Source organism: Stenotrophomonas sp. HMWF023, from assembly GCF_003060985.1.
GTDB classification, from domain to species: domain Bacteria; phylum Pseudomonadota; class Gammaproteobacteria; order Xanthomonadales; family Xanthomonadaceae; genus Stenotrophomonas; species Stenotrophomonas lactitubi.
Genome location: NZ_QAIJ01000312.1, coordinates 21,567 through 27,483 on the forward strand (window position 1 = coordinate 21,567; position 5,917 = coordinate 27,483).

Here is a 5,917-nt window from a genome sequence, read left to right on the forward strand (position 1 = left end):
GTTGCGTTTCACCACCTCCACAAAAATTGATCTGTGCACGCTTCGCACAGATCTTGTGCTCGGATGCGGCTGGTTCGTGCGTTCAACGCTCCTCATCCTGTGCCGACTTTCCCTCGCACAGGAGCTTGACCATGAACCTCGCTGCTTTCGGCCTGGCCAGCCTGATCGGCATGGCCGCCACCACCCCGGCGGCCGCCGCCGAGTCCTCCCATCCCACCATCCGACATATGGCCGGCGCCCCGGCTGCCACCTCGCTTGGCGCAGCGAAGACGGCCGTGCTGGTGATCGACTTCCAGAACGAGTATTTCGATGCCAGCGCCGCAGCCGGTTTCACTGGTGGTCGCATGGTCATTCCCGATGGCGTGGCGGCCCTGCGGCAGACGCGCCGCGTGGTCGACTTCGCCGACGCCAACGGCATCCGCGTGATCCATGTGCAGCACGTGCTGCCGGCTGGCGCGCCGCTGTTCGCCGAGGGCAGCGTCAACGCGGCTTTCCACCGTGACATGCAGCCGCGCAAGGGCGAGACCGTGGTGCAGAAGGACAACGTCAGCGTGTTCGCCGGTGCTTCGGCAGCGGTATTGGACAAGGCGCTGAAAGACGCCGGGATCGACACCCTGATCGTCACCGGCCTGCAGACCCATGCCTGCGTTGCCGGTGCTGCACGTGATGCCGCTGCGGCGCCGCGCGGCTATCGGGTGATCGTGGCCTCCGATGCCTCTGCCAGCCGCGATCTGGATCTGGCCAATGGCGGGAGCATCGGCCATCGCGCATTGCATGAAGCATCGCTGGCGCAGATCGAGGATGCCTTTGGCGATGTCATGACCACCTCGGCGATCCTGGCTCTGCCGGTGCGCAAGGCCGGCGACGACGCTTGATAAGCTGGCGGGGTCCGCAGCCAGCGGGCCCCGACGACCGGAGTCACCTCCTGATGGACCATTTCGCCGCCCTGCGAGCCTTGCGCGCGATCGTCGAGGCAGGCAGTTTCACTGCCGCCGCCGAGCGGCTGGGTACCACCCATTCGGCGATGTCGCGGCAGTTGCGCCAACTTGAAGAGCACCTGCAGGTACGGCTGCTGGATCGCAACAGCCGGCGGCTGTCGCTGACCGAGGCCGGGCGCGACTACTACCGCGAGGCGGTGGCGCTGCTTGACCGGCTGGAGGCCGCCGATGACCGTGCGCGGGCCGGCCAGGCCCAGCCCAGCGGGCGCGTGCGGGTCAGCGTGCCGCAGGTGGTCGCCAGCCAGGAGTTGCCGCATTGGCTGCCTGGCTTCCTGGCGCGCTATCCGCAGGTAGCGCTGGAGCTGTCGGCCGACGATCAGCTGGTCGATGTGGTCGGCGGTGGCTTCGATCTCGCCCTGCGCATCGCGCCGTCTTTGCCTGACAGCCAACTGGTCGCCCGTGAACTGGCGCGCTGCCCGCGCATCCTGGTTGCGGCACCGGCCTACCTGGCCCGGCACGGACTGCCTCGACAGGTGGCCGATCTGCAGAACCACACGCTGTTGGCATTCAACCCGGTTGCTGCGATCACGCCGTGGCAGCTGCACGGGCCGCGCGCTGCCGTCGTCAGCGTGGAAGCAGGCCAGCGACTGCGCGTGGACGCTACGCCGGCACTGTATGCGGCTGTGCTGGCCGGCATGGGCATCAGTCTGTTCACTGCGCTCACCGTGCAGGAAGACCTGCGCGCCGGCCGGTTGATCCGCGTGCTGCCCAGCTGGCACGGTGGCGCGCGCTGCTATTTCGCGCTGTATCCCCATGCGCGTGCGCTGGCGCCGAAGGTGCGTGCGCTGGTCGATCACCTGGCCGCGCATTACGCTGCAGCGTCGGGTGCGGCAGCGTAGTCGCACGGCAGCGGTGAGGAGCGGGGATGGAATCGGTGTATCTGCTGGTCGCGGTGGGCGCGATCGTCGCAGGGTTCGTACAGGGCCTGTCGGGTTTCGCGTTCGGCATGGTCGCGATGTCGTTCTGGGCGTGGGGGCTGGATCCCCGGCTTGCGGCGACGCTGTCGGTGTTTGGCGCGCTGGTCGGCCAGTTGCTGGCGGTGTTCACCGTGCGCCGTGGCTTCAATCTGCGCCTGCTGCTGCCGTTCGTGCTCGGCGGGTTGGCGGGCATTCCGCTTGGCGTGCTGGTGCTGCCGCAGCTGGACATGGTCTGGTTCAAGGCGCTGCTGGGGGGATTCCTGGCGCTGTGGTGCCCGGTGATGCTGATGGCGCGTTCGTTGCCACCGATCACCGTTGGCGGCCGGTTCGGCGACGCGCTGGCCGGTATGGCCGGCGGTGTGCTCAGTGGCATCGGCGGATTTGCCGGACCGGTGCCGACGCTGTGGAGCACGCTGCGTGGCTTCGGCAAGGACGAGCAGCGCGCGGTCATCCAGAACTTCAACCTGGCGATGCTGGCGGTGACCATGGCCACCTATGTCGGTACCGGCATGGTCAGCCGGCAGATGCTGCCGTACTTCGCCATCGTCGCGCCGGCGATGCTGGTGCCAACGCTGCTGGGGGCGAAGCTGTATGTCGGTATCAGTGAAGCGCGTTTCCGGCAGATCGTGCTGGGGCTGTTGACGGCCTCCGGCGTTGCCATGCTGGCCTCGTCGTTGCCGTTGCTGTTGTCCCGTGGGGCGCCAGGATGAGGGTTCAGGCGGGCCGCAGCATGCGGAAGCGTTGATCGGCGCTGATCCGGAAATAGTCGGCCGGTCCGCCACCGCGCAGGATAGTGTCGCTCGCTGCAGTGTCGTAGATGCCGTCGACGAGCAAGCGCGTATCGATATGCACGGCGACCACTTCTCCCAATACCAGCCAGCCATTGGTGTCGTTACCGGCCGCGTCGCGCAGGCGCACGATCTGCGTGCAGCGGCACTCCATGCTCACCGGGCTCTGCGCCACGCGCGGCGGTGCAACCTGCTCCGAGGCCAGTGGTGTCAGCCCCGCCAATGCGAACTCGTCCACTTCGGGCGCGACTGCGCGGCAGCTTTCGTTCATTGCCTGGGCCAGATCGAATGTGGCGAGGTTCCAGACGAACTCGCCGGTGGCTTCGATGTTGCGCAGTGAGTCCTTGCGCCCCTGGCTGCTGAAACCAATGATCGGCGGCGTGTAGTTGAACGCGTTGAAGAAGCTGTAGGGCGCCAGGTTCACATTGCTGTCGGCATCACGACTGGAGATCCAGCCGATCGGGCGCGGGCCGATGATGGCGTTGAACGGATCATGTGGCAGGCGATGGCCATCGGCCGGGCGATAGCTGTGGAAGCGGCGAGGGAGGGTGTCTGCCATGGAGCGTGTTTCCGCGGGAGTCGAGCGTGCTCGACGCTACAAAAAAGGCCGCGATCCCGACGAACCGCGGCCTTGTCGTTTACGGCATGGATTGGATCAGCGCTGCTGGATCTTCGACAGCAGGCGCAGGAACTCCACATACAGCCAGACCAGGGTCACCATCAGGCCGAATGCGCCATACCATTCCATGTACTTCGGTGCGCGCTGGGCCGCGCCGGTTTCGATGAAATCGAAGTCCAGCACCAGGTTCAGCGCGGCCACGACCACCACGAACAGGCTGAAGGCGATGCCCCAGCCGCTTGAGGAATGGATCAGCGGCACCTGGATGTTGAAGAACGACAACACGAACGAAGCCAGGTACAGCAGGGCGATGCCGCCTGTGGCAGCGACCACGCCGAGCTTGAAGTTCTCGGTGGCCTTGATAACGCCGCTGCGGTAGGCGATCAGCAATGCGAACAGGGTGCCGAAGGTCAGCAGCACCGCCTGGAAAACGATGCCCGGGAAGCGCAGTTCGAACAGCGCGGAAATCGCCCCCAGGAACAGGCCTTCGACCAGCGCATACATCGGCGCGGTGACCGGCGACCACTCCTTCTTGAAGATGGTGATCAGGGCCAGCACCAGGCCGCCGATCGCGCCGCCCATGGCGTACAGCTTGGCGCCGGCCATCACCTGGCCATAGTCGTCCACGCTCTGGTTCCAGGCGAAGGCGGCGGTCAGCACGGTCAACAGCAGCAGGAGGCCGGTTTTGTTGACGGTGCCGTTGATGGTCATGGCCTGGTCGGGGCTGGTTACTACCGAGCCACTGGCCAGATCGAGGAAGGTCGACTCGGAAAGAGCCGGGTTGCCGCTGCGCATGCGAGTTCTCCGTGCGAAAAAGGGGGCGATTCGGCCATCCGGCCGATGGCTGCGAGCATAGCCGATGGCTGCGCAAGCTGTGGTCATGGCGGGGCAGGGCGGGGATTGCGCGTTGACAGTTCGTACGGCGCTTGGCCACAATGGTCAGCTCCCCGGGTCAACGCCCTAGGGGATTGCAACACCGGGGTATAGCGCAGTCTGGTAGCGCGCCTGCTTTGGGAGCAGGATGTCGGGGGTTCGAATCCCTCTACCCCGACCAATCCACATCACGTCGGATTGGACGCCGTTCCGGTTCGGGCGCCCGTAGCTCAACTGGATAGAGCACCGGCCTTCTAAGCCGGCGGTTACAGGTTCGATTCCTGTCGGGCGCGCCATTGGTGCGGCACCGGAACGTAGCTGGCGGATGTGAAGAAGTGCTTGCAAAACCCTGGCGACTCCACCAGAATGTCGGACTCGCTTCGGCGGACCGGAACTTCGGTGACAGTCCTCGGGCAACGTATCAAGCGTCAACGTCGGCAGTATCGACGGTGAAGCGAAAGTTTCAGTGGTGGCTGTAGCTCAGTTGGTTAGAGTACCGGATTGTGATTCCGGTGGTCGGGGGTTCGAATCCCCTCAGCCACCCCACTGATTCAACCGCATCGGCAACGCCGAAACGGTATTGCAATAAACAGAGTGCACGCTACAATGTGCGCCTGAGTTTCAAGGGCTGTTAGCTCAGTTGGTAGAGCAGTTGACTCTTAATCAATAGGTCCAAGGTTCGAATCCTTGACAGCCCACCAAGACAGAAGCCATCGGGTCCACCCGGTGGCTTTTTTCTTCAGATGTAACCCTTCGCGATGGATCGCCGGTTGCAGTGCTTGTTTCAACGAGGTTGAAGAAAGTGCTTGCAACGCCCTCACGGATCGGGTCATAATTCGCCCCCGATTTCGGGCTGTTAGCTCAGTTGGTAGAGCAGTTGACTCTTAATCAATAGGTCCAAGGTTCGAATCCTTGACAGCCCACCAGACGAAAGCCACTTGGTCCGCCAAGTGGCTTTTTTCTTTATGTCTCCGCTGGCGTGGAGCCGGCTGGAGGATAGCCCCCTTGAGTCAAGGGGGCGCGGCGAAGCCGGGGGGGTGTTGGTGAGAGGGGCCCGCGCGGTGCGCAGCAGTCCGCCAAGTGGCTTTTTTCTTGCCTGCGACAGCGTCGGTGCATCCACGTAATTGGGGATACCGCACGCATTGATGGGTTCATCCACGCATGGCGTGGATCTACTGAAGCACGGCTGAAATCAGCGTCAAATGCGTCATCAGCATGTTCAATGCTGTGAGCTGCTTCTCACCGGTTGCCATCGGCATCGCTCCCAATAGGTGTTCCGCGCCGAAGGCGCATGCATGAGGAATGCTTTGATGGCCATTAACAGGACTGTGGGTCTGATGCTGTCCGGCCTGGCGGTGATCGTGCTGTCAGGTTGCAGGGTGGACGACGCCGCCACTGCCGGGGCCACGCCGGATCACGCGCAGACGGTGGAGCGCGCTGCGGATGTCGAGCATGTCCCCGCGCAACCGGTCGACCCGGCGATGGCAATGCGTCCGGCCCAGGCGACGGGGGAGCGGGTGCCTGCGGATACGGTTGAAATGAAGCGCTCTGAGGACGGCGCGACGCTTGAGGCCCGCCAGCGCGATGCTGCGGTGGGCAGCGATGGTGCGGCGTCGGGGCAGGCGCAGCCCGCGCATTGATCCCGGCGGCCCGGGTCGGCACCCGCCGCCCGGGCCGCTTTCTCCATCAAATAGCGTATTCAGTTTTGTGGAAGCCTTCCGC

The 5,917-nt window shown here is 64.5% G+C and carries 6 protein-coding genes and 5 tRNA genes; 9 read left to right on the plus strand and 2 right to left on the minus strand.

Going from position 1 to position 5,917, the window contains the following annotated elements; all coding sequences use genetic code 11:
* Positions 1–131: 131 nt before the first annotated feature.
* The 3 genes from DBR20_RS18445 to DBR20_RS18455 are packed head-to-tail and all read left to right on the plus strand — an operon-like array spanning position 132 to position 2,625.
* Positions 132–875, plus strand: coding sequence for a cysteine hydrolase (locus DBR20_RS18445; protein WP_108267520.1), 744 nt, complete (start codon positions 132–134; stop codon positions 873–875).
* Positions 876–928: 53 nt separating this feature from the next.
* On the plus strand, positions 929–1,837 hold the full coding sequence (locus DBR20_RS18450) for a LysR family transcriptional regulator (protein WP_108267522.1): 909 nt from the start codon (positions 929–931) through the stop codon (positions 1,835–1,837).
* Between the two features lie 26 nt (positions 1,838–1,863).
* Positions 1,864–2,625 carry a sulfite exporter TauE/SafE family protein gene (locus tag DBR20_RS18455; RefSeq protein WP_108267524.1) on the plus strand — a complete coding sequence of 254 codons (762 nt, stop codon included), beginning with the start codon at positions 1,864–1,866 and terminating at the stop codon, positions 2,623–2,625.
* A 4-nt stretch (positions 2,626–2,629) separates the two neighbouring features.
* Here DBR20_RS18455 and DBR20_RS18460 read toward each other — a convergent pair whose 3' ends face one another.
* Both DBR20_RS18460 and DBR20_RS18465 read right to left on the minus strand, forming a co-directional pair.
* Positions 2,630–3,262 (minus strand): flavin reductase family protein, encoded by a 633-nt coding sequence (locus tag DBR20_RS18460; RefSeq protein ID WP_108267526.1) that lies wholly within the window; start codon positions 3,260–3,262, stop codon positions 2,630–2,632.
* Between the two features lie 96 nt (positions 3,263–3,358).
* Entirely contained in the window at positions 3,359–4,117 is a 759-nt protein-coding gene (locus tag DBR20_RS18465) for a Bax inhibitor-1/YccA family protein (RefSeq protein ID WP_089239090.1), read from the minus strand.
* Positions 4,118–4,299: 182 nt separating this feature from the next.
* Between DBR20_RS18465 and DBR20_RS18470 the strand changes: the two genes are divergently transcribed.
* From DBR20_RS18470 to DBR20_RS18495, 6 genes are all read left to right on the plus strand, one after another.
* Positions 4,300–4,376 (plus strand) — tRNA-Pro (locus tag DBR20_RS18470).
* 38 nt (positions 4,377–4,414) lie between these two features.
* Positions 4,415–4,491: transfer RNA gene (locus tag DBR20_RS18475), tRNA-Arg, on the plus strand.
* Between the two features lie 173 nt (positions 4,492–4,664).
* Positions 4,665–4,741: transfer RNA gene (locus DBR20_RS18480), tRNA-His, on the plus strand.
* Positions 4,742–4,820: 79 nt separating this feature from the next.
* Positions 4,821–4,896: transfer RNA gene (locus tag DBR20_RS18485), tRNA-Lys, on the plus strand.
* Between the two features lie 149 nt (positions 4,897–5,045).
* Positions 5,046–5,121, plus strand: a tRNA-Lys gene (locus DBR20_RS18490).
* A 411-nt stretch (positions 5,122–5,532) separates the two neighbouring features.
* A complete protein-coding gene (locus DBR20_RS18495) occupies positions 5,533–5,835 on the plus strand; it encodes a hypothetical protein (protein WP_146187054.1) in 303 nt (100 codons plus the stop codon).
* Positions 5,836–5,917: the final 82 nt, after the last annotated feature.

What these genes read in the sequence shown, in the direction of transcription:
- DBR20_RS18445 (WP_108267520.1), top strand. Translation starts at nt 132, where the DNA reads ATGAACCTCGCTGCTTTCGGCCTGGCCAGCCTGATCGGCATGGCCGCC.
- DBR20_RS18450 (WP_108267522.1), top strand. Translation starts at nt 929, where the DNA reads ATGGACCATTTCGCCGCCCTGCGAGCCTTGCGCGCGATCGTCGAGGCA.
- DBR20_RS18455 (WP_108267524.1), top strand. Translation starts at nt 1,864, where the DNA reads ATGGAATCGGTGTATCTGCTGGTCGCGGTGGGCGCGATCGTCGCAGGG.
- DBR20_RS18460 (WP_108267526.1), bottom strand. Translation starts at nt 3,262, where the DNA reads ATGGCAGACACCCTCCCTCGCCGCTTCCACAGCTATCGCCCGGCCGAT.
- DBR20_RS18465 (WP_089239090.1), bottom strand. Translation starts at nt 4,117, where the DNA reads ATGCGCAGCGGCAACCCGGCTCTTTCCGAGTCGACCTTCCTCGATCTG.
- DBR20_RS18495 (WP_146187054.1), top strand. Translation starts at nt 5,533, where the DNA reads ATGCTGTCCGGCCTGGCGGTGATCGTGCTGTCAGGTTGCAGGGTGGAC.